This is a genomic window from Rhodopirellula bahusiensis, assembly GCF_002727185.1.
Taxonomy (GTDB): Bacteria; Planctomycetota; Planctomycetia; order Pirellulales; family Pirellulaceae; genus Rhodopirellula; species Rhodopirellula bahusiensis.
Genome location: NZ_NIZW01000017.1, coordinates 97898 through 119068 on the forward strand (window position 1 = coordinate 97898; position 21171 = coordinate 119068).

16 protein-coding genes are annotated in these 21171 nt (G+C 56.4%); 9 read left to right on the forward strand and 7 right to left on the reverse strand.

The window, feature by feature from the left end:
• Window positions 1–48 precede the first annotated feature (48 nt).
• Window positions 49–1014, reverse strand: coding sequence for a phosphatidate cytidylyltransferase (locus CEE69_RS20750; protein ID WP_099262531.1), 966 nt, complete (start codon window positions 1012–1014; stop codon window positions 49–51).
• Window positions 1015–1166: 152 nt separating this feature from the next.
• Window positions 1167–2246 carry a 3-isopropylmalate dehydrogenase gene (gene leuB / locus CEE69_RS20755; RefSeq protein WP_099262532.1) on the reverse strand — a complete coding sequence of 360 codons (1080 nt, stop codon included), beginning with the start codon at window positions 2244–2246 and terminating at the stop codon, window positions 1167–1169.
• Between the two features lie 330 nt (window positions 2247–2576).
• Here leuB and CEE69_RS20760 point away from each other — a divergent pair, with 330 nt between their 5' ends.
• The 3 genes from CEE69_RS20760 (at window position 2577) to CEE69_RS20770 (ending at window position 5778) form a co-directional block, all read left to right on the forward strand.
• On the forward strand, window positions 2577–3875 hold the full coding sequence (locus CEE69_RS20760; RefSeq protein ID WP_099262533.1) for a glycosyltransferase family 4 protein: 1299 nt from the start codon (window positions 2577–2579) through the stop codon (window positions 3873–3875).
• Between the two features lie 183 nt (window positions 3876–4058).
• Window positions 4059–5279 (forward strand): hypothetical protein, encoded by a 1221-nt coding sequence (locus CEE69_RS20765; RefSeq protein WP_233215475.1) that lies wholly within the window; start codon window positions 4059–4061, stop codon window positions 5277–5279.
• Window positions 5280–5490: 211 nt separating this feature from the next.
• Complete coding sequence (locus tag CEE69_RS20770) at window positions 5491–5778, forward strand: hypothetical protein (RefSeq protein ID WP_143549293.1); 288 nt, start codon at window positions 5491–5493, stop codon at window positions 5776–5778.
• Window positions 5779–5821: 43 nt separating this feature from the next.
• On the opposite strand, the gene CEE69_RS20775 is transcribed toward CEE69_RS20770, so the two are convergent.
• Complete coding sequence (locus CEE69_RS20775; RefSeq protein ID WP_099262599.1) at window positions 5822–6385, reverse strand: elongation factor P; 564 nt, start codon at window positions 6383–6385, stop codon at window positions 5822–5824.
• Window positions 6386–6671: 286 nt separating this feature from the next.
• On the opposite strand from CEE69_RS20775, the gene CEE69_RS20780 reads away from it, so the two are divergent.
• Window positions 6672–9185, forward strand: coding sequence for a serine/threonine-protein kinase (locus tag CEE69_RS20780; RefSeq protein WP_099262535.1), 2514 nt, complete (start codon window positions 6672–6674; stop codon window positions 9183–9185).
• Between the two features lie 125 nt (window positions 9186–9310).
• Window positions 9311–10231, forward strand: a complete 921-nt coding sequence (locus tag CEE69_RS20785) for a GGDEF domain-containing protein (RefSeq protein WP_099262600.1) — start codon at window positions 9311–9313, stop codon at window positions 10229–10231.
• Here the strand turns inward: CEE69_RS20785 and CEE69_RS20790 are convergent.
• Window positions 10216–10674 carry a hypothetical protein gene (locus CEE69_RS20790; RefSeq protein ID WP_099262536.1) on the reverse strand — a complete coding sequence of 153 codons (459 nt, stop codon included), beginning with the start codon at window positions 10672–10674 and terminating at the stop codon, window positions 10216–10218. The genes CEE69_RS20785 and CEE69_RS20790 overlap by 16 nt on opposite strands.
• A 210-nt stretch (window positions 10675–10884) precedes the next feature.
• Here CEE69_RS20790 and CEE69_RS20795 point away from each other — a divergent pair, with 210 nt between their 5' ends.
• Complete coding sequence (locus CEE69_RS20795; RefSeq protein ID WP_099262537.1) at window positions 10885–13557, forward strand: DUF1553 domain-containing protein; 2673 nt, start codon at window positions 10885–10887, stop codon at window positions 13555–13557.
• Window positions 13554–15041 carry a DUF1501 domain-containing protein gene (locus CEE69_RS20800; protein WP_099262538.1) on the forward strand — a complete coding sequence of 496 codons (1488 nt, stop codon included), beginning with the start codon at window positions 13554–13556 and terminating at the stop codon, window positions 15039–15041. Before CEE69_RS20795 ends, CEE69_RS20800 begins: the two co-directional genes overlap by 4 nt.
• 11 nt (window positions 15042–15052) lie before the next feature.
• On the opposite strand, the gene CEE69_RS20805 is transcribed toward CEE69_RS20800, so the two are convergent.
• Entirely contained in the window at window positions 15053–16345 is a 1293-nt protein-coding gene (locus CEE69_RS20805) for a Gfo/Idh/MocA family protein (RefSeq protein WP_099262539.1), read from the reverse strand.
• Window positions 16346–16433: 88 nt separating this feature from the next.
• The gene (locus tag CEE69_RS20810; RefSeq protein WP_099262540.1) at window positions 16434–17675 is read right to left on the reverse strand and encodes a PQQ-binding-like beta-propeller repeat protein; all 1242 of its coding nucleotides are present in this window, start codon (window positions 17673–17675) and stop codon (window positions 16434–16436) included.
• Between the two features lie 131 nt (window positions 17676–17806).
• Here CEE69_RS20810 and nagA point away from each other — a divergent pair, with 131 nt between their 5' ends.
• Window positions 17807–19012: an N-acetylglucosamine-6-phosphate deacetylase gene (gene nagA, locus CEE69_RS20815; RefSeq protein ID WP_099262541.1), complete on the forward strand. Its 1206-nt coding sequence runs from the start codon at window positions 17807–17809 to the stop codon at window positions 19010–19012.
• A gap of 14 nt (window positions 19013–19026) precedes the next feature.
• Here the strand turns inward: nagA and CEE69_RS20820 are convergent, their stop codons facing one another.
• A complete protein-coding gene (locus CEE69_RS20820) occupies window positions 19027–19740 on the reverse strand; it encodes a hypothetical protein (protein ID WP_233215476.1) in 714 nt (237 codons plus the stop codon).
• A 247-nt stretch (window positions 19741–19987) separates the two neighbouring features.
• Here CEE69_RS20820 and CEE69_RS20825 point away from each other — a divergent pair, with 247 nt between their 5' ends.
• Window positions 19988–21169, forward strand: coding sequence for a DUF3500 domain-containing protein (locus CEE69_RS20825; RefSeq protein WP_099262602.1), 1182 nt, complete (start codon window positions 19988–19990; stop codon window positions 21167–21169).
• The last annotated feature ends 2 nt before the right edge of the window (window positions 21170–21171 follow it).

A 21171-nucleotide genomic window follows, 5' to 3' on the forward strand; every position in this document is an offset into this window, starting at 1 on the left:
CCGGCTCGCTCGGAAGGAGCTCGATAAAAACAACTCGGCGAACCGAGACTAGGTGAAGAAGAAACGTGTGACGTGATAGAAGATCGGCGCCGCGAAACAGATATTATCGATCTGGTCCAGAATCCCCGCGTGCCCCTGAACCAGTGTGCCCGTGTCGGTCACACCACGATCACGCTTGATAGCGCTCATGGTCAGCGTGCCCATGCTTGCCATCGCGGTCACGATCACGCCCATCAGCAAAGCCTCCCACCAGAAAAATGGCGTGGCCCAGCGAAGGAGTGCCGCGATCACGCCGGTCGACATCATCGACCCCAGCACGCCTTCCCAAGTTCGCGATGCGTTGATGTCCGGAGCGATCACATGACGCCCGGCCAGTTTGCTCCAAACTCGTTCGAGCGTCAGTGACAGTTGAGCAATCAGCACGAAAAACATCAACAAGTTGACGTTGCTGCCGGTCCAAGGTGTGCCGCCGGTTCGAACCAGTTGCAGATCCAACAATGCCGGGGCGTGGGACAACGAATAAACACAGACGAGCAGTCCCGCTTGGATCTTCGCACAGCGTTCCAAAAATCGTTTGGCATCGCCCGCAATCGCGGCGCGAGCTGGAATGAACAGGCTCGCGTAGACCGGAATCATGATGCTGTAGAACGGATAAAACTCATCGCCCAAACCGATCAGGATGTACTGCAGCGGCGTGAAGATGAAGAAGATCCAAAACAACGTTCGATGGTCGCCGCGGCGAGTCGGAGTCATTGAGATGAACTCCCGCAACGCCCAAAACGACACCATCGAAAACAACACCACCAACCCGATCCGATGGATCAGTGAACCGATCACAAAGATTGCCACCATCGTCCACCACACGCGCAGCTTGTCCCGAAATCGCTTGACGACCGCGGCGTCCATCGCGATCGAATCGCTGCGTCCGAGAAAAAACGCAACCAAAGTCGCGATCCCCAGCGCCGCGAGAATGACCGCGATCAAGATGAAAGTGGTGGTATCAGTATCTGGCAAGGTGTTCTTCGGTTGGAGGGAAACCTGCTTGGCAAACGGCTCTCGGCTTCGGTTCAGGCGGACAGCTCGCTGCGAATCGCCGCCTGCCTTCCCCGCTCACTCGAGCGGGGAAGGCAAGTCGCCAGGATACAGCAGAAAGCCGAGCGTCATTCTTAGGAAGCCAGTTTAGCAACCACGGCGGCGCCCATTTCTTCGGTCGAGACACTCTTGGACTGATCGCCACGAGCCAGGTCGGGTGTTCGGAGTCCATCGGTGATCACTCCGGCAACGGCCTTCTCGATCGCTTCTGCTTCGTCGGTCAGCCCCAACGAGTGACGCAGCATCATGGCCGCTGCCAAGATCGTCGCCAGCGGGTTTGCAACACTCTTGCCGGCGATGTCCGGTGCTGAACCATGAATTGGTTCGTACAGTCCTGGGCCTCCATCGCCGAGCGACGCGCTGGGCAACATGCCGAGCGAACCGGGCAACATCGACGCTTCGTCAGTCAGGATGTCGCCGAACATATTGCCGGTGACGACGACGTCAAATTCAGAGGGGCGATTGATCAGGTGCATCGCCATCGAATCGACCAACACGACGTCGTACTTCACGTCGGGAAATTCGTTGGCCATCACTTCGGCCGCCACGCGTCGCCACAATCGACTTGGTTCCAAAACGTTGGCCTTGTCGACGCTGGTCAGTCGGTTCGAACGACCGCGAGCCGCCTGAGCTGCCATGCGAACGATTCGTTTGACTTCACCAACCGAGTACGTCATCGACTGGAACGCAGTCTCCTCTTCGCCGCTGCCCGAAGTTCCGGACTCGCCAAAGTAGATCCCGCCGGTCAATTCACGGAAAAACAAAATGTCGGTGCCTTTGACGATGTCCGCTCGCAAAGGAGACGCGTCGGCCAACTCGTCGAACAATTTGATAGGCCGCAAATTTGCAAACAGCCCCAACTCTTTGCGGATCTTCAGCAACCCGGCTTCCGGGCGCGTCTTGGCCGAGGGGTCGTCCCATTTGGGTCCGCCCACGGCTCCCAAAAGAATCGCGGCTGCGTTTCGACACGCATCGATGGTCGGTTGGGGAAGCGGGTCGCCGGTTTCGTCGATCGCGATGCCGCCGATCTGGTGCGAGCTGAAATCAAACGTGTGGCCGAAGCGTTCAGCGACCTGGATGAGGACCAAACGGGCTTGTTCGACGATTTCAGGTCCGATCCCGTCACCGGGCAACAAAACGATGGAGGAATTCATAGATCTAACGGGGACTGAGTTGGCGTGGGGAGCACGGGGAAAGACAAAATTTTGAAGCACAGAACTTAGCGGACTTCGGTTGTTTCCCCCAGGGTCCTGCTCACTCAATCGTCACAACACGCACGACCGTCGAAGTCCCCTGCAATGCGGAGGAACCCGCACAACAGGTCGACACACGGGGGAGTTCTTTGACCCAAACTTCAGATGACTCATCTCTCCCGCCAGGCCCTTTCGCACGTAGGAAGACGGCGCTCGCCTTCCGAACTTTCGCCGCCCTCTTCTGGTTTCGCCGGCACGGCCTTCACGTCAGACACACCTGCACGCCCCATCATGCAATCGACCACCCCTTCTGATTTCCCCACTGTCGCGAACGCTCCCGTCTCGCCCGTTGTTTCCCCCTCAGGTGATGCATCGGCCGACGTCGACGGTCGATTGTCGTTTTCCGCCGCTCGCCATCCGTCGGCTCTGAATGTGACTCGCGAAATCCGGGTGTTGCATGTCGTCAACGGCGAACACTTCTCAGGTGCCGAACGCGTTCAATCTCACCTGGGACGTTGCCTGCCCGATCTCCACGTCACCGCTGATTTTGCCTGCGTCAAACCAGGACGATTCGCTGACATGCTAGAAGAACATCAATCCGGCGTCGCAGTAGAAAACTGGGGACAATGCCATCGCGTTCCCATGCGACACCGCTTGGACTGGACCGCCATCAAACGACTCGCACGAGTCATGTCAGAGGGCGAGTACGAAATGCTTCACGCTCACACGCCACGCACCGCGATGCTCGCTTCGGTCGTTTCCAAATGGACCGGCCGTCCGTGGGTCTACCATGTCCACAGTCCAGCCGGCCGGGATTGCGAACGAGCTTGGGCGAACCGTATCAACGCTTGGACTGAACGCAGGTCGCTTGCGAATTGCTCGCACTTGATCACCGTATCCAACAGTCTTCGTGAAGACACCATCCAACAAGGTTTTCCGGCAGAGCAAGTCACGGTGGTTCACAACGGCGTCCCTGCCATTCGCCCACCCCGTAAGTCCAAACCCACCATCGGCGGTCGTTGGACCATCGGCATGGTCGCATTGATGCGATCCCGCAAGGGACTGGAAGTGGTCTTGGATGCTTTGGCGATCCTGAACAACGTCGGTACCGAAGTCACCCTTCGCTGTATCGGTCCGTTTGAAACAGAAGCCTACCGCCAGCAGATCGACTCACAAATAAGCGACCTTGGAATTGGGCACCTGATCGATTGGGTTGGATTCACACAAGACGTTCCCGGCGAACTAGCTCGTCTGGATGCCATGGTGCTGCCAAGCCTTTATGGCGAAGGCCTGCCGATGGTCGTCTTGGAATCGATGGCGGCGGGAACGCCCGTCATTGCCACCTCGGTCGAAGGCACCCCCGAAGCCATCCGTCACGGCGTCGAAGGTGTCCTTGCCGAACCCCGCGATGCGGAATCATTGGCGGAACAAATCCAAGCGATGGTCTCGGGACAATATGATTGGCAATCCATGTCCGATTCCGCCGTGACGCGTCACCACCAATGTTTTAGCGACCACACGATGGCCCACGGCGTGGCGAAGGTCTACCGTCGCGTTTTGGATCCGATTGGTCACCCCAACGAAGGCTGATCCCGCGAAAATTACCGCCTCGCAGGGGTCCGTCGGCTTGGTACGATGAAGCCAGCGGCTACGAAACCGCGTTTCTGACCACAGCTTTCTGATTCGGCGGGGAAAACGATGCAATGCTTCAACGGATGGGCACGCGTTTCGAGTTCACACCGCCATCGAATCGGCTGCTCGATTCTGACGTGCTTGTTATTGGGACTCTCGTCCTCCAGCCTCCTGGCCCAACCTCCATTTCGCATCGACGATCGTCGCGGGCCCGACCGCCACAACGGAGCGGATCGTCGGCATGGCGGACCGGGGCACTCCCCTGGCTATCGTGGCGGTCCATCGGGAGAATTTGACCTCGTCGAACCCACCGGAGCCGTGACCGGACGCATCTCTTTGCGACGAGGTCGGCTGATTTATCGTCACGGTGACGGCCGGCAAGTGATCTACGACCGCGCCGGACGTTTCGACACACCAGACGGTCAATTCCTCGGCTACTACAACACGCTGCTCGCCCGAGTCCTGAAGTTCCCACGAAGCGGTTTTGGCAACTTCCTTTACGCCGACCTCGACAACTTCCACCCGTTCCCGCAAGCCTCGTATCGATCGGTGCATCCGGTTGGTATCGGACCGATCGGCGGCCCCGTCTTCGGACCATGGGCGGGCGGGTACGTGAACCAAAGCGTCACATACTATGGCGGCGGGTTCGGCATGCCTTGGCTCGCTCCCCCGCCCGCGATCGGCTGGGGCGTCAATCACATTCCGCTCGGCCCCGCGCCGCTTGGAATCTTGCCGGTCAGCCCCATCCCGCTGAATCCCGGCCCGGTTCCGATTGATACCCGGCGAGTCGCGTTGCCCGACCTGCCGCCCGCGAAAATCAGGTTCACCAACAGCAGCCAGCGAGACGTCAACGTCACCCTGACGGATTCTCGCCAAGCCGGTTTGTCGAAGACGTTTCGCTTGGCACCGGCCGAAACTCATGACATGAAGCTGCGACGTGACGCCGGTCACGAATGGGTCGAAACTTTCGAAGTGCTCTCGCCTGATGGCCAGTGGATCACGCGAGAAGTTCGTCATCAGATCGCACCGCAATCTCGCTACGAAGTCGTCGTTCACGAATGGCGAATCCAATCCGTCGCGATCGACCGAACCGCCCGCGGCAACAATCGAATCGAGGACATCAACATGCAAGGCAAGGGCATCGGTCGCTTCCTCTTGCCACCGGGTCCTGAGCTCGCTGATCAAACGATCGATGTCTTTCAGTCTGCGCGAGCCATGCAGAACCAAGGCTCCGTCACACCCATCATCCCGGATGATCAACTTCAAGAACAGTTCCGCCCCAGCGACCGCGTCTCACCGTTCGAACGAGCCATCCTCGAACAACAACGAGCCGTTCAACGAGCCCAGCAGGGCAACCCTTGAGAGTTGGCCTACTGAGCAAAACGCCAAATGCTGCTTTGCTCAACACCGCATGCCGGCATCCTTCCAGAACGCAGACTTGATGTTTGAACAGGACACGATCAAAATGTCCTTTCTTCTCTTTTCAGACTTCTTCTCTCAATAGTTCTTCGCGAATTTCGCGAGATCGAACGCCGATTCGCTCGGCGTGAAAAAGGCAATCGATATGCGACTGATGTGGATGAAATGCGCCGCCGTTGCGTTGTGCTTGTTGGCCGGATGCCAGGAACCTCAACCGGAAGAAGATCTCGCTCCGAGCAACATCGTGGAGGACGAAAGCGACGAGGCCATTCAAAGTTACCTGGAAGTTCAAGATCAGAATTCGCGTCAAATGGCGGAGCAATACCGAGAACGCGATGCACTCGATCAGCCCAGCGACTTTCGAGATCCCAGCCAGAACACCAATGGTTCCTTCAACGAATCCGATCCAACCGTTGTTGGATTGCCAGACGAGGAATCTTGATCTTTGTCCTAGTCACTCAATGACGGCCAATCGCGTGAGCCGACTACGCTCGCGAAAGAAACTGGCCCGTTCGCGAATCAATTTTCAAGCGTTCGTCTTCCTTGATGTACTCAGGAACCTGAACGACCAAACCCGTCTCCATGGTCGCAGGTTTGGTACGTGATGTGGCGGAGTTCCCCTTCACACCCGGGTCACACTGGGCGATGTTCAGCTCCACCGTCGCCGGCACTTCGATCCCGACGCATGCGTCGTTGTAGATCAGTGCCCGCATGCCTTCCAAGCCTTCGGTGATGTAGGGCATCTGCTCTTCCGCGTCTTCCAGCGGGATCTCGTACTGCTGGTAGTCCTCTTTGTCCATCACATGCAGAAATTCCGTGTCGGTGTACATCATCTGCACATCTCGACGCGAAAAATCGGCTTCCTGAAGGACATCGGTGCCCTTCATCGTGATGTCGACTTTGTTGCGAGTCATCACGTTCCTCGCTCGAAATTTGTACAGCGTCGCGGCACCGCGAGCCGACGGCGACTGGACCGACATTCCAACGATCATCACAGGATTGCCATCGTGAACCACAACGGTCCCGGACTTAACTTCTTTCGCGAGCATGATTGATAACAAAAACGAGAAGGAATTTTTGAGAAACGTAATCACCTGTCTGGCCCATGGAAAGCCCGGATAGACGTCGATCGCGTTTGCACTGCACCAGCCGAACTTTGCCCCTCCGATCGGAGCAACCGGCACGACCTAACTCGAGCGTTGGTTCGGCGATTCGTTTTCGCTCCGCTGCGGCGAGGTCAGATCACATTGAGCGACCTACGGTTGCCATAGCAGAAAATCCGTTGATTTCGACTCAAATCAACATCTCACCGCAAGATCGCCAAGCAACCCTGTCATGTCCGCCCCAGATTCGACCCGCAATGATGACGCCAACAGCCAAGGCGATGATTCGGGGAACAGCTTGGGCAATTCAAACGCAACACCCGCACGAAAGAGCCACCCGCGATCTCGACGTCGTCGCTCAAGCAATGCCTTCGATTCTGCACCAAACCAAGACCCGACGATCGGATCCAGTTCCAGCGATCTGCCGCCCACATCAGATGGGATAGCAACGGATCACGACCCGAACGAAGAATCAACTAACAATCCTGCGCCCCGCTACGAGAGTGTCGAAGAAGTTGGTCGCGGCGGATGGGGAGTCGTTGAAAAAGCAGTCGACAAACAACTGGAACGTGAAGTCGCAGTGAAACGGTTCTGCGATGCGGACGATGTCACCCAGCAAGAACGAAATCGATTTCTGCACGAAGCCAAGGTCACAAGCCAACTTCAGCATCCGGGAATCGTCCCGGTTCACGAGTTGGGTGATCGGCGTGACGCCTTTTATGTGATGAAGCTACTCGACGGTGTCACACTCAGCAAATTCATTCAAGAGCATCACCAACAAAAAGTATCGGAACGGAAAACGCCATTCCAGTTTGGCGAATCGCTCGAACCGTTGTTGCAGCGATTCGTCGACATCTGCAATGCAGTTGCCTACGCTCACCAACGTGGAGTGATCCACCGAGACCTAAAACCATCCAACGTGATGATCAGTGACTTCGGCGAAACCGTCGTCCTTGATTGGGGCTTGGCACAATCGGTGGAACAACCAACCGATCACGTAAACGTCCAATCGACCTCAGAACTACCCGCCGACGTCTCACCATTTTTCGAGCGCGACGGAACCGTGGTCGGCACACCCGCCTACATGTCACCCGAACAGGCTCGCGGCGAAATTTCGCGAATCGATCGCTCGTCAGATCTGTATTCGCTGGGTGTGATCCTCTACACCATTGTCGCTGGCCGGAATCCCTACCAAGGCCAACCGGTTGACCAGATTCTCAATCAAGTCCGCCGGCCGACCTGCCCAGACTTACGAACATATCAACCATTGGTCCCCAAACCATTGCTCTCGATCGTTCGCAAAGCGATGTCATCATCGCAACATGATCGGTATGCCAACGCCGAAGAGTTGGCGGGCGACGTGCGACGATTCATCTCCGGCGACTCCGTTTCGGTCCATCAAGAAAGCATGGTCGAAAAGAGCGTGCGATGGTGCCGCCATCATCAAGGAATGGCAGCCACCGTCACCCTCGCTACAAGTACGTTGCTGATCGCGTCGATCATCTTCGGCGTTGTCATCCATCGATCGCATCGCGCCGAACGCTTGGCTCGCATCGAAGCTCAACGCGCACACCATCAGGCAATCGTGAACCTGGGCGAGGCACTCGATGCGACCGACAATTGGCTCGGTGAACTCAGCGGCTCGCTTCAGTTCTATCCTGGCATGACCGCAATCCGTTCCGATCTTCTCGGCCGAGCGATCCATCAATACGACCGGATCGCTACACAAAGCCTCGACGGCTCGACACCAACCCTTGCTTCCTACGAGTTCGAAAAATTCGACCTCCCAGAGTCTCAGCGACAAACCGACCGATTGGCGTTGCTGCAACGAGTGAAGACACAACTGCGATTGGCTGACCTCCATCGCCTCACCAACCACCCCGAGCAAGCACGGCACGCATACGCAGCCGCAGAGTCTCTGTTGAATAACCAACTCGATCCCGCAAGGGAACTGCGAGTCACAGCGGTCTCCACGAAAACTCCTCACGACGCGTTGGATACCCATTTTGAACTAGAACGGATCCATTCCTTGATCGGGCGATTGCTTGTCCAGGATCCATCGACAGCTCCCGTTCCAACACAGCGTCTTCGAGAAGCCCGCCATTGGTTGATCAAACGTATCAGTTCGGTCGAGCCCGTTTCCGCACAAGCTGACGCGTTCGATTTGGATTCGACCAAAGCAAAAACGGCGGAGACGTACGCTCAGCTAGAACTCGCGATCCAAACCCAAGCTGATCCATCGCTCCACCCGGACTTGAAGGATGCGTCCTCCTACCAAAACGCAATCCAAGTCGCTCGCTGGCTTGCCAACGGTCGAGGCACGGTGGGAGACCGTCGGCTTTCACAAAACATTCAAACACATCTCTGTGTTCAACGAATGCTGGCCGAACGATATTCGCTCGCAGACGAAAGTTGGTCGCAATTGATTGGCGACCTTCGCGAATGGATCCACTCAACACCGGACCACATTGATCTCTTGCAATCCTGCGCACATGCGTTGCACCAGCGTGGCAACTGCCGAGCCCATCAAGGAATGCAAACGGAGGCAATTACTGATCTCAAATCGTCACTTGGATTGCTCGAAAGGGTCTGGCAACTGACGGAGATGGATCCCGCTCAGGCTCTGCAATTGGATCAGACCCAACAGGATTTCAAACGCCTTCAAGAAGCAACCCGAACGAACAGTCCGATCGGCACAATCAACAACACCATCGCCGTTGAGACAGATTTCGACGAAGCGGAGTGAATGCGGTGCCACTGCGGTCCAACGGAGTGCAGCGTGACCCATGGTTGCAAGCAGACGATGAAAACGGCGAACGCGATCGCCGATCAACCCATTCACGTTTCCCCTGAATGAACAGAGCCAGTCAGATGACAACAGTCGCCGCTCACGCCACACAAATCGGTCTCGATGTATCCGAGGCAACACTGCGACAACAACCGACTGTCCCGTCTTGCGATGCCAACAACGAATGCTGTTTGGTACAAATCTATCCGCCGGATGTTGTCGAAGGCATGTTGCTTTTGGAGCAAGATGAATTTGAAATCGGCCGTTCCCCCGACTGCGACCTGCCTCTGTTTGACAACAGTGTTTCTCGCCAGCACGCCAAACTGATTCGCGGGCAAGATGGCTATCAAATTCGCGACCTCGGCAGCACCAACGGAACGATGGTCAACGAAACGTCCATCCAATGCGATCGAAACCTGGAAAGTGGCGACACGGTTCGCATCGGCAGTTTTCTGTTTCGCTTTTTGTCGGCCGACAGCATCGAAACGCAGTATCACGAAACGGTCTACAACGCTTTGACCCGAGACGCGCTCACCGGTGCGATGAACAAGCGTTTCCTAATGGAATCCATGGACCGAGAAATTTCACGATCGACTCGTGCGAAGCTTGAAATGAGCGTCGTCATGCTAGATATCGATCACTTCAAATCCGTCAACGACACCCATGGGCACCTTGCCGGCGACGACGTGTTGCGGACCTTCGGACAACGCATTCAATCACTCTGCCGTGCCGACGATATTCTCGCTCGCTATGGCGGTGAAGAATTCTGTCTGTTGCTCGCCGCGACGGGACGAGAGGACGCGTTGGAAATCGCCGAACGCTGCCGATCGACAATCGCCGACACACCGTTCCAAACCTCCGTTGGACCACTCGAAATCACGGCCAGCTTCGGCGTCTCCATTTCGGATCCCGAGCGTCCTCAAACAGCCAAAGAGTTGCTCGAGGCTGCTGACCAGCAGCTCTATAACGCGAAGAATTCCGGCCGCAATCAAGTCCGCGGCTGATGGTTCGCTGCCACCAGTTTTTGTAGCGACCACCATGGTGGCAAGAATGTCGCGGCAAGAGCGATGAACCACGAAGCGACTTGCCATGAAGATGGATCTGCGACGGACTCATTTGACTCCGCCGTCTGAGTCTCGCCGCTGACTCCGGAAAGAAACAAGATCACCGCGAGCACAAGTGCAACGATCGTGAAGGATCCCATCAATCTTGCAAGCACATTCGCGAAATGGAACCGCAGCAACACAAGGATGCCGAGCAAAGCGATGAACGATGGCGACCATTCAATGGATGAGAGGCCGCTTGCTCCCAGCATTGCGTTCACGGCGACAAACAGAATCAATCCTGCGATGACCAGCCACCACCCGGCGAACACATGATTGTTCGTGTTGGTTTCCAAAGATTCCTCTGACGAATCGATGCTGGAGGGCTGATATGGATTCGTCAATGCGTTGGACCGATTTCTAGCCGCGGGTTGGAACGAATCCTTCTCTTCCCGTGGCTGTGTGTGGGCAGAGCGTTCTGACTTAGAGAACGGATTCCAAACACACTCTTCATACAGCAATGGATTGCCCGAGTAAACAAAAAGCTGGACTGTGCCGGTCGTTTGGGGTTACGCTGTGGGTCTCCCACCTCCCGCGAAGCAGATGTCCCACCTATGTCGCGAACCATCCTTGCCGTCCTGGCGATCGTTCTCGTTGGCTCGAACTTGCGAGCTGCCGTGGACTATGAGTCTGATATCAAACCTCTCTTCCAAGAGAAATGCGGTGCCTGTCACGGCGTCCTCAAACAAGAAGGTGGGCTCCGACTCGACGCTGGGTCCTTGATCCGTGGTGACGAAAGTCCAAACGGGCTGCTGGATTTCGATCAACCGGCTGACAGCGAGTTGATTCGTCGAGTCGCGACTTCGGATCCGGACGAACGGATGCCGCCCGAAGGAGAAGGCACACCCCTGTCGGCTCAACAGATCGAACTGCTGACTCAGTGGATCAAGCTCGGTGCACCAAGCCCGCCTAACGAAGAGATCATTGAATCCCCCTCAGAACACTGGGCCTACCAGAATCCCACTCGCCCCGAACTGGCAACCGACATCCCTGAACCATGGTCGTCGAATCCCATCGACGTCCTGATGTTCGACCAGTGGCGGCAGAGCCAACTGGCTCCGGTTCCCCCCGCCGATCCCTCCATGGCTTTGCGTCGCCTTCACTTGGATGTGACTGGGTTGTCCCCAACTCGCGAGGATCAGGCCGAGTTCGCAGCGGATCCTTCCACCGACGCTTGGCGTCAGCGAATCGATCGTTTGCTCGACGATCCCGCTTACGGTGAAAAGTGGGGACGGCACTGGATGGATGTTTGGCGATACAGCGATTGGGATGGCTACAAGAATCAACTCCGTGGCAGCCAACGACACATCTGGCATTGGCGAGACTGGATCATCGAATCACTGAATGTCGACAAAGGCTACGACAGAATGATCCATGAGATGTTGGCGGGCGATGAGATCGCCCCCGAAGATCTCGACACGCTCCGAGCGACCGGTTTCTTGGTTCGCAATTTTCATACGAGCAATCGCGACATTTGGCTGGACGCAACCGTTGAACACACCGCGAAAGCTTTCCTAGGAATGACGATCGCCTGCGCACGCTGCCACGACCACAAATACGATCCAATTTCGCAACGAGAGTACTACGCCTTTCGAGCGATTTTCCAACCCCACCGAGTCCGCACCGAACGTTTACCGGGAGAACCCGACACACTGAAACTCGGTCTCCCGCGAGCCTATGACGCGGACCTCAAAGCTCCGACTTACTTGTACGTGCAGGGCAACGAAAAAAATCCTGACAAAGAACATCCGCTGGATCCTTCCGTTCCTGAAATCGTTCAAGCTCCTTTCGCGATCGAGCCAGTCTCACTGTCGTATGAAGCGTCGAGACCGTTTCTGCGGAATTACATCGAGGCGGAAGACATCGCCTCCGCAGAGAAACAACTCACGTCGGCCCAAAAAGCACTCCGTGAATCGGACGACAAACAAAACGCAATCACGCTCCAGCAAGTCACCGTCGCCGAAGCGAACCTGCAATTCATCCGTCAACGCTGGGCGGCAACCAAAGCCAAAATCATCGGCGTTGAGGCTAGCGACAGTGAAACATCCGAGGAACGAACATCGGCGAAGGACCTTGCCGTTCAAGCCGCCAACTCCGAACGATCGCTGCTATTCCAACGATCACTTCTCGAAGTGCTGAAGCAGCGAAAGGCGGTTGCGAAAGCGAAGGAGTCAAAAGAAACAGACAAAGCCAAAAAGAAAACCGCCATCGATGCGGCCACCAAGAAACTGGCTGAGGTCGAGAAGAAGTTGGTGGATTCTTCCGTTGCGTTGGTCGCCAACGACGCGAAGTTCACCCCTGTCGGCAAGAGCTACCCATCAACCAGCAGCGGACGCCGCACCGCACTCGCTCACTGGATCACCAATCCGGAAAATCCGCTCACCGCTCGAGTCGCCGTCAACCACATTTGGACGCGTTACTTCGGTCAGCCATTGGTCCCCAGCGTCGATGATTTTGGACTGCGTGCACCTCAACCGGTCCATCACAAACTACTGGATTGGTTGGCCGTGGAACTGATCGAAAACGACTGGAGCATGAAGCACATCCATCGTTTGATCCTGCAATCACGAACCTATCAACTTGCTTCATCCGCGACGGTGGAATCCGAAGGCACTTTCGCGAAGAACGCTGAAATGGATCCGGACAACCTGCTCTTCTGGCGAGCCAACGTGCGTCGTCTGGAAGCCGAACTGGTTCGCGACAATCTGCTCGCCATCGCCGGGACGCTCGACCAATCCATGGGCGGCCCCGACATTGATTTCAAACAAGGCGAAACCACGCCACGGCGCAGCGTCTACTTCCGCCATGCGTACGAGAAACAAATGCCGATGTTGGTCGTCTTCGATGCAGCCAACCCGACCGATTGCTACCGCCGATCAGAAAGCATCGTTCCGCAACAAGCACTCGCGCTCGCGAACAGCCCGCTGGCGATCGATCAATCTCGCACCTCTGCGGCGCGTTTGAGTGCCGAAGCCAGCGATGATCCCGCGTTTGTCACGGAAGCCTACACCGCCATTCTCGGACGCGCCCCCAGCGACAGCGAACGCTCCGCCTGCGAATCCTTCTTGACTCACCAAGCGACCTTGCTGGCAGATTCCAAGAAGCTTTCCCCATCCCCCGGTGCGGCCAAAACCACGGTCCCGCCAGCGACTGATGCGAACCTTCGCGCACGTGAAAACTTGGTTCACGTCCTGTTCAACCACAACGATTTTGTAACGGTGCGATGAGCATGCAATTTGGAAACAACCGCCCAGACTCATTCTCCGAACGTCATCGCCGTGGCTTCTTGCAAGACCTGGGTCTGGGATTTGGTAGCGTCGCGTTGTCCAGCCTTCTACAAGGTGACTCGACCGCCCACGGCAACGAGATCGCGGAAAGCGAACTGAAGAAGATCGCTCCGAAAGCCAAGAGCGTGATCTGGTTGTTCATGATCGGCGGCGCCAGCCACATGGAAACCTTTGATCCGAAACCACAACTGAACAAGTTGGCCGGTAAAACAATCAAAGAAACGCCGTACGCCAAAGTCCTTGAGTCTCCCTACTTAGCCAACGAACGCGTCGTCGCGTTTGACCCCAACAACGGATTCATCCGCAACGAAATCTATCCTTTGCAAGTCGGCTTCGCACCGCGAGGCGAAAGCGGAATTGAGATCAGCGACTGGTTCCCGCATGTCGGAGAATGTGCCGACGATCTCTGCGTGATCCGGTCGATGTGGACCGAAGACAGCAACCACGGCGCTCAATTGCAATTTCACACGGGCCGCCATCGCGTCGACGGCTTCTTTCCCACCGTCGGCTCCTGGGCGACCTATGGCCTGGGTTCACTCAACGACAACTTGCCCCAATTTGTTGTGATGGGAACTCCCGTCGCCGATTGCTGCGGCGGTCGTGAATGTCACCGTGCAAACTACTTGGGGCCTCAATACGATGGCATTCCGCTGGACATCGATTCCGACATCCCGCTGCCTTACGCGGCACCACCCGGCGGCGTCTATCAAGAAGAACAGGCCGGTGAGTTTGAACTGCTTCGTCAACTGAATCAAATTTCGTCCGAACAGTTCCCAACCGACGAAGCGTTACGAGCCCGAGTTCGTTCGTATGAATTGGCGTTTCGAATGCAAACCGCCGTCCCCGACGTGGTGCGACTCCAAGACGAAACCGCACAGACTCAGCGAGACTATGGACTGGACCAACCTGAGACCAAAGTCTTCGGACGACAAATGCTGACGGCCCGCCGATTGGTCGAGCAAGGCGTTCGGTTCGTCCAGGTTTACCACGGCAGCAACGGCGGGGCGGGGCAGTGGGACAACCACAAAGGGCTCAAGGCCGGACACACCAAACTGTGCAAACAAACCGACCAGCCCATCGGTGCCTTGCTCAAGGATTTGAAACAACGCGGACTGCTGGACGAAACCTTGGTCGTTTGGGCAACCGAGTTCGGACGAACTCCCGGAGCCCAATCATCCAACGGTCGCGACCATCATCCCTACGGATTCAGCGTTTGGATGGCCGGCGGCGGAGTAAAGGGCGGAATGACGCACGGGGCCACGGATGAAATTGGATTTCACGCGGTCGAAGATCGCCACTATGTGACCGACATCCACGCCACCCTCTTGCATCAACTCGGCCTGAACCCGCACGAGTTGGTTGTTCCCGGTCGCCAACGATTGGAAAGAGATTTCGGCCACGTCATCCACGACGTGCTCGCCTGAAAACGAACGCTCTAAGTCCAGTCGCGTTTCGCACGGCTGCGCAAACGGTTCGCTTCATCGTCGTCCACAAACGCTTCCGTTTGGGGATCAATCGTGAGCGTGCGATTCAAAATCCAAGCCAGCGCCGCGGCGTGACAAGCCACGTGCGACCGACGCATGACAGTTGAATTGCAAGTCGCCTGCTCTCGAGTCTTGACGCAATCGAAGAAGTTCCGTGCGTGGGCGGTGACGTCCAAACCACGCACACGCTCCGCGCTGGAAAGTTCTTTTTGCAAGGCAGGCGAAGACGCCACAATTTCACCTTCATCGCCCGTTTCAATCGATCCATCCTCACCGATGAACCGCACCGGGCAAGTCCCCAAACGAGTGAGCCAACGCGGACTTCGATCGCCAAACGGCTCCTCCAAGAAGTCCACTTTTAACTGAACGCCGTTGGCATAAGTGCACATGATCGCGGTCTGCGAAGGCTCATACTTCACGGGCATCGTGTCGTCGGCACTCGCCGCCCATTGGCAAAGATCCAACGTATGAGCTCCCCAATCCAGCAAACGTGCACCGCTGTCAAAGTCATACTGACCACGCCAACGACCATCGACGTACTTCTGGTTGAATGGACGCCACGGAGCCGGCCCCAACCACATGTTCCAATCGCAAACGGCTTCGTCTGGCGTTGGCTGAGCCGGCAACCAAGTGTTGTCGAGAGTCGGCAGGTAAGCCGTGGCCTGCAACTCTTTGAGCGGCCCGAGCTTTCCTGACTGAGCCACCTGCACGGCTTGGATGAAGTTCGGCACACTGCGTCGCTGAGTGCCCGCCTGAAAGATTCGACCCGTTCGCTGGAAGGTCTCATCGAGCAACTGGCAATCACGGATCGTGATCCCACACGGCTTTTCGCTGTAAACGTCCTTGCCAGCCTCGGCGGCCAAGATCGACGCGGCCGCATGCCAACGATCGCCCGTCGCAATCAACACCGCATCGATGTCATCTCGGGCCAGCAACTCGCGAAAGTCTTGGTAGAGCTTGCAGTCTTGATTTCCATAGTGATCATCGACCAATTTCTTTCCGGCATCAAGACGTGACTGCTGAACATCAGCGATGGCAACACACCGCACATCTTTGAGCTTCAAGATGGCTTTCAAGTCGTACGTGCAACGAGGTCCAATCCCGATCACCCCCAGCGTGATGCGTTCCGATGGAGCGACCGAATCGCCAGCTCCCAATGCCTCAGAAGAAATCAAATAGGGCGCCGCGAGAGACGCCGCACCAGCGGCCAATGTGGTGGACAAAAAATTGCGTCGGTGGGTCATGACTTTGCGTGGGGAGAGCGTAGCCGGAAGGATTTCCTGGACGGTCGCGTTGTGGCACGACACCCAATTTCGTCCCCATTCTAATGGCTCAGCGCAGCTTGATGCACACGACTTCTTGGTTGTCGCGGATGTATCCCAACCCATCGGCAATCGAAAGTGATTGACGTGTTCGCCCGAACAGCTTGGCTCGCCCCAGTTCTTCGTATCCATCCGGCGAGACTTTCACGAGCACGAGTTCCCCGTCCATCGTGGTGATCCAAAGCTTGCCATCCGCCAGAACCAAATTGCCTTTACCAAACCGAGTCTTCCGCCAAACGGTTTCGCCGGTGTCCGCATCAATGCACGTCAGGTGCGTGGTTGGGCCGGCTGCTCCCACGTTGTCAAAGCCGTAGAGATAGCCATCGACCAACACAGATGTTTGCCATTCGTTGCGCATCACGCTTTTGGAATCAACGCTGGCCCAGTGTTCCTTTGCCGCGAACTTTCCGCCCGATTCTTCGACGTCAATGAACACGCAACCATGGTTCTCGCCAGCGGAAATGAACACGTCGCCATCGACCGAAACCGGGTTGGCTGTATTGCAGGCGTAGGGTGTTTCAAACTCATACGTCCACAGAACCGCGCCGTCGCTCGGGTCAATTCCCAACGCCTTGTCGCCCGTCAAACTGACAATCTGTTGTTTACCTGCCACGTTTATCAGCGTTGGTGACGAGTATCCGGCCGGTCCGCTTCCCGCTGACCATTGCAGTCGCCCCTCGCTGGTTCCAAACGCCGCCACCGCCGTGCCGCGGCCTCCCACGTGCACGATGACCGAATCTCCGACCACCAATGGAGACGACGACATCCCGTATTCCGATTCGCTAGCGTGACACGCCTGCAATGCATCCGTCCGCCAAATCAACTCGCCCGTCTTCTGATCAACCGCGCACAAGACTCCGTCGCCCGTGAACGCATAGACGACTCCACCCGAAACCGCCGCGGTCGCGCGAGGCCCGTCGCCTTGACCGTTCTTGTACTCCGCTGCCAAACCGGTTTGCCAAGCACGTTCGCCGGTTTTGGCATCGAAAGCAACGAGCAACTGCTTGCCTGAGTCATTGAACGTGGTGATCGCCAAACCATCCGCGACCGTGACCGCTGACATCCCCACACCACCGGGTACTCGCCAAACAACCTCGGGGCCTTCTTCGGGAAACGCGTCGAGCAACGCAGTCTCGCTGGACGAGCCATCACGTTTTTCACCCAAAAACTGAGGCCAATCGGCGTGCGTCCAAGAACAACCAACAACCGTTGCCAGCAAGACGTGGAGACTTCGGTGAATCAAGGTTCGCATGCTGTGTCTCGGACGGAGCGATCAAAAGGAAATGCAGACCAACATGATAGCGCAATCGGTTACCTCGAGCACATCTCACTGGCGGTATACTTCTCGTCCCCACCGGCCGTCCTCCAACCCAACTGCAATTTGTGTCCCATCTTTGCTATCTCAACGGCACTGCGATCTTGCCCGACCGCTTGCTTCCCGATGCGGTCATCGTCTGCCGAGACGAACGAATCACGTACGTCGGAACCGCACGCTCTCGCGTTCCTGCTTCCGCGAAAATCATTGATGCAAAAGGCGGCTACATCTGCCCGGGCTTTGTCGACATTCACATTCATGGTGGCGGTGGTGCCGACGTGATGGATGGCAGCCCGGACGCGGTCCAAACGGTGTGCCAGTCCCATGCTCGCCACGGAACGACGACCATGTTCCCCACAACCAGCACCGGCACAGACGACCAGATTCACGCGATGCTGGCGGCGTGCGGCGAAGTCCGTGACACTTGGAACATCCAATCTGGCAGCAAGATCGCCGGCGTGCATCTTTATGGCCCCTACTTCGCGAAAGGCAAAACGGGGTGTCACGACGAGTCCGTGTGCCGGGCTCCCGAGGCGGCCGAATATCGCCGCTACTTCGAATCCGGCATCGTTGGCATCGCGACCTGCGCAGCGGAACTTCCCGGAGCAGCGGCGTTTTACCGACACGCGAACAAACGAGGTTGCCTGGTGACCTGTGGTCATTCCAATTCCAGCTGGGACGAGATGGAAGCCGCGTTCAAAAATGGCATACGACACGTCGATCACTTCTGGTGTGCGATGAGCAACGTGTCCTCGGTCCGCCAGCGACTCGGCGTACCAATGCAAGGCAGTATGTTGGAATACGTTCTGGCCAACCCCGAGATGAGCACCGAGGTCATCGCCGACGGCATGCATCTGGCACCCGAGCTACTGAGCTTTGCTTGGCGAATGAAAGGCAGCGAGCGTTTGTGCTTGGTCACCGATTGCAACCGAGCCCTCGACATGCCTCCAGGGAAATATCGATTTGGACCGGAAGCGGACGGTTCTTGGTTCACCAGCGACGGCCAAGTCGGCTGGGCGTCGCCCGGATCCTTGGCCAGTTCCGTGATGGGAATGGACCACATGGTCCGCACGATGCACAAGGTCGGAAACATTCCTCTGCAAGACGCCGTTCGCATGGCGTCGCTGACCCCGGCCGAACGAACCGGCATCGATCAACAAATCGGCAGCCTCACCGCTGGCAAACAAGCCGACATCGTCTTGTTGAGCAAGACATTGAAAGTGAAGCAGGTCCACATCAACGGCGAGCGTTTGCAAATCATGTCACGAAAATGAATTCGTCAAACGATTCACCGCCGGGACAAACGATAAGAAAATGCTCCCAACAAATCACCGGATTCCGCGGTGTGACATTCCATGCACTCGCCGCTTGCTCGAATGGCACCGAGTAAAAACATTTGAGTCGCAGTTTGCTTATCAATCAGTTCTGCTCCCGCTCGCAATCGTCCAATCGCATCAACTTCGAATTCCGTGAGCGAACGGGTTGGAACCTGATCGCTCTGCAATTGATGCATTCTGGGAAGCTCGCTCTCGTCATAGGCAACCGGCGGATCGAACTGTTGCAAGCTCACCAACTGCACGAAATCGAGTTTCCAAGAAGGGGCGTCGGTTGACACCCAATGTACCTCGGACAATTCCGACAGTTCAGGATGCTCGTCAATCTTCCTACGTGTCCCCAAAGAATCCCACAAACCATAGTTGGTTGCCGCTTGGTGATCACTGGAAACCGTTCCAGCGGCTATCTCGCCTTCGATGAATCGCACTGATCCGTCGTTCAGCAAGATGTGGGCACCACCACGGGAAATACCAAAACCTTCCGCATTGCGGAAACCCTCTGTATTCAACTGATGCAAATCATCCGGAGTGATCTCCAATGGCTGCTTGGAAGCTTCGTCCAGATCACTACGAGAGGCGGCTACCAGCAGTGATGCATCCAACTCTTGAACGTCACTTCGATCAGACAGGTCATCCGTGAAAGATTCGTTCCATGTTCGTCCACTCAACGGACCAATTGAGAAAAGAGACAACACACTGAGCAGGACGAGAAGCAACCGCATTTCGAAACCCTCTCTTGATCGAGGAATGGTTTGCAGAACTGTCGACGGGACGAATGCAGCCTCATCATAACCTCGATTGAAACCCAATTCACGAAGCATTCGCATATCGCGTTGTTACACAGTGTTTGGCCCTCCGATGTTCACGCGAAGTATAAAATCCAGAGACACAGTCACCTTGAATCCTCCATCGCATCTGAAAAACATGAATCGACCGTCACATCTCCCCCGTTGGGTCGCAGTCGCCACCGCATTGATTTTCTGCTCAAACGCTGTTTCGAGCCTCCATGCTCAGCGCCCCGGCGGACGACGGGGGGCTCCCACGGTCGACGAACCTTTCGTCGGCATCGTCACCTCGCAAGGCCCCCAGAAAGGTTTGTTCAAAATCGAGTCCACTGGTGTCTCCACCGAACCGGTTCGCATCGCAGCAGAAGCTTTCCTCGCGGGACTGACCGACCAGCAACGTGAGCGAACCGTCTTCCCGGTCGACGACACCGAATGGAGAAAATGGGACAACCGACACAGCCCCAAACGCCAAGGAATCGGCTTCGACGAGATGACCGAAGCGCAACGAACGCTTGCCTTCGAAATGCTTCAGCAAAGCCTCAGTGCCAAAGGGCTGAAGAAAACCAAAGACATCATGAAGCTGAACGGGACGCTCGGTGAACTTGCAAAACGCCCTCAGGAATACAACGAGTGGTTGTACTGGATCACGGTGATGGGAACGCCTTCCAAAACTGAACCCTGGGGATGGCAACTCGACGGGCACCACGTCGTCATCAACTACTTCGTCTTGGGTGACCAAGTCGTGATGAGCCCTGTCTTCATGGGATCAGAACCCGTCGAAGCCAAGCAAGGAAAATTCGCGGGAACGATCGTGATGCAAGACGAACAGGACAAGGGTCTGAATCTGATCCAGATGCTGACCGGCGACCAGCGTTCAGAAGCGATCATCATGAATCGCAAAGATGGCAACAACAATCTGACAGAAGCCTACAAGGACAACGTCAAACTGGACTACGCAGGTCTCATCGGATCAAAACTCGATGACTCTCAGAAACAAGCGTTGCTGCAATTGATCGAAGAGTACGTCGGCAACATGCGAGAAGGACACTCAAAGGTTCGCATGTCAGAAGTCGAAAAGCATCTCGACGAAACCTACTTTGCATGGATTGGCGGAACGACCGACCAAAGCGTTTACTACTACCGCGTCCACAGCCCAGTGATTTTGATCGAGTTCGACCACCAACGCCGCGTCGCTCCGTTTCACACTTCGAAACCGACGCGTGATCACATTCACACCGTCGTCCGAACACCCAACGGCAACGACTACGGCAAAGACATCTTGCGTCAACACTACGAATCGCATTCGCACTGAAC